Genomic DNA, 2,552 nt, shown 5'->3' on the forward strand with positions numbered 1-2,552 from the left:
GAGCGGAAGGCCGCCGCGGCGGCCTTCCGCTCGCGGTCCGCCAGGCTCTGCAGCAGCTCCTGCTCGGTGTGCCGGAGCACGTGCGCGAGGGCTTCGGGGTCCTCGGCGGTGAGGAATCCGGCGTGTACCCGGAAGAACCGCTGGATGGCGTCGCAGTGCTCCATGGTGGGCCGCCGGTCGCCGTTGATCAGGGCACCGGCCTGCTGCCGGGACATGCCCGCGCCGTCGGCTATCTCCTGCTGCGTGTACTTGCGGCCGTTCGGCTTGAGCCGGGTGCGGCGCAGCAGGTCCAGGCGCTGCACGAACCGGGTCTGCACGTCGGGTTCGCCGGCCGGCCGGCCGCTCAGCAGGGCCTTGACCACCGGTTCCGGCACTCCGGAGGCCGCGGAGAGCCGGGTGGTGCCGAAGACCTCGGTGTGCGGCACGTCGAGCCGGTCGGCGAGTGCGGCGACGCGGGCGACGAGGGCCGACAGCGCGGTCGTCGGCGCGGTGTCCTGATCCTCACCCACGAAGCCACCCGTCACCGACAGATCTCCTACGTCTCTCACACGCTTCTCACATGTGTTGCCGTGAACTTCACGGAGACTAGCCCGTGTCTCGAACTCACATCCAGGTCTCGCCACAACTGTGGCCCATTTCAGCCGTCAACCGACATGAAATGCCACGATAGTTGACACGCTCGAGGTCCGGCCCGCAGGATCGGGGCGCCGCGTCAAGGCCGCACAGGCAAGAGGGGTGACCTCCCGATGGCACATCAGGCAGGAGGCCGGCGGCCGATACCGCGGCCGGGCCCCGAGACTCCCGAGGCACAGGCCTACCTGGAGGACTACGCCGCGTTCCTCCACGCGGTGCCCTTCCCCTCCCTGGTGGTCGACCGCCGGTGGGACGTGCTGCTGGCCAACGCCGCTTTCCGGACACTTTTCCGGGACGTCGAACCGCATCCGACCGCCATGCCCGGTGACAACTTCCTCCGGTTCGTCCTCTTCCACCCGGACGCCGGCACCGTGCTGGGGGAGCACGAGTCGAGCTGGTTCCTGCCGATGCTGGCGCACTTCGCCAAGACGGTGGAGCACCACGGCCACGACCACGGGCTGCAGGCCATCCGGCGGGACATCGCCCAGGACCCCATCATGGAGGCCGCCTACCGGCAGGGGCTGCCGCACTGGCTGCGTGCCGTCGGCGAGCAGGCCGCCGAACACGACGGCGCCGTACGGCCGTTGCGGCACCCCGATCCGCGCTGGGGGGCCACCGACTGCCGTCTCGTCGTGGAGACGACCAGGATCCTCGACGACATGGACTGCATCCGGCTGACGCTGGTCCTGCGCGAGGCGCGCCGCGCCCCGTCCCGCCACCGCGGACGACGGCGCGCCGCCTCCCATCTCAGCGTGGTGCCGGAACCCTTGTGACCCGGTGCCCGGGCGTGCCCCGGCCCCCGCTCCTGTTCCGAGGGGTCCGCCCGCTCCCGTCCCGGAGGGGCCCACCGAGGGGAGGCACCGGGATCCGCCGCCCCCCGTCGCGTCGGACGCCGGCGCCCTCGCGCCCACCGCCCGCGGGCCGGACGGCGGCCGGACCGCCGACGGCGGGACCCGCGTCGCAGCCGACCGCGTGCCGTCCGGGAGCGCCGAGGGCGACCGCCGGTTCTTCGAGGAGGACGTCGCCGACCCGTCGACGACGTCCAGCGGATGACGGGCGCCGGCGGGCCGACTCGGCATGTTCCTCGCGGTGTCGACCTCGCCGCCCTGCCCGAGCACGCCGGGAGCCTCCTCGCCGGAGGCTTCCTCGGCAGCGGGAACCGGCCGCCGCAGGACGCGGCCGTCCGGCTCCGCGGCCGGGCGGCCCGGTTCAGCGGACCGGAGGGGAGTCCTTCCCGAGGTCCACCGCGGCGTCCCGGGCCGCCGGCGCCGTTCCCCGCTTCGCCGCCTGGATCAGCCCGTACACATGGGTCCGCAGCTCGGCGAAGCGCGGGGCGGCCCGGGTGGCGGACTGGTCGCGTTCCCGGGGCAGGTCGACCCGCAGCTGCTCCCGGACCACCGTGGGGGAGGCGGACAGCACGATCACCCGTTCACCGAGGTAGACGGCCTCGTCGATGTCATGGGTGACGAACAGGACGGTCATCGACCGCTCCCGCCACAGCCGGCGCACCAGGTCCTCCAGGTCGGCCCGGGTCTGCGCGTCCACCGCGGCGAACGGCTCGTCCATCAGCAGCACGTCGGGCTCGTACGCCAACGCCCGCGCGATCGCCACCCGTTGCTGCATCCCGCCGGACAGCTGCCACGGATGGGCGCCGGCGGCGTCCGCCAGGCCCACCGACTCCAGGGCGTCGGCCACCAGCACCCTCCGCCGGGCCGCGCTCAGACCCTTCCGCCTCAGCGGGAGTCCGACGTTCGCGCCGACCCGCATCCACGGGAAGAGGCTGCGCCCGTACTCCTGGAAGACGAACGCCGTCCCGGGCGGCGGCCCGTCCACCTTCCGCCCGGCCAGGAACACCTCGCCGGCCGTCGGTTCGAGCAGCCCGCCCACGCACTTCAGCAGCGTCGTCTTGCCGCAGCCCG

3 protein-coding genes are annotated in these 2,552 nt (G+C 73.5%); 1 reads left to right on the forward strand and 2 read right to left on the reverse strand.

The annotated features are described in order from the left end of the window. On the reverse strand, positions 1-524 hold a 524-nt coding region (locus AOK18_RS16885), incomplete at its 3' end, for a helix-turn-helix domain-containing protein (RefSeq protein ID WP_055694917.1). A 222-nt stretch (positions 525-746) separates the two neighbouring features. On the opposite strand from AOK18_RS16885, the gene AOK18_RS16890 reads away from it, so the two are divergent. Then, positions 747-1,406, forward strand: coding sequence for an MmyB family transcriptional regulator (locus AOK18_RS16890; protein ID WP_055694918.1), 660 nt, complete (start codon positions 747-749; stop codon positions 1,404-1,406). 436 nt (positions 1,407-1,842) lie between these two features. On the opposite strand, the gene AOK18_RS16900 is transcribed toward AOK18_RS16890, so the two are convergent. Next, on the reverse strand, positions 1,843-2,552 hold a 710-nt coding region (locus AOK18_RS16900; protein ID WP_055694920.1), incomplete at its 5' end, for an ABC transporter ATP-binding protein.

Source organism: Streptomyces prasinopilosus (genome assembly GCF_001419695.1).
GTDB lineage: Bacteria > Actinomycetota > Actinomycetes > Streptomycetales > Streptomycetaceae > Streptomyces > Streptomyces prasinopilosus.

What these genes read in the sequence shown, in the direction of transcription:
- AOK18_RS16890 (WP_055694918.1), top strand. Translation starts at nt 747, where the DNA reads ATGGCACATCAGGCAGGAGGCCGGCGGCCGATACCGCGGCCGGGCCCC.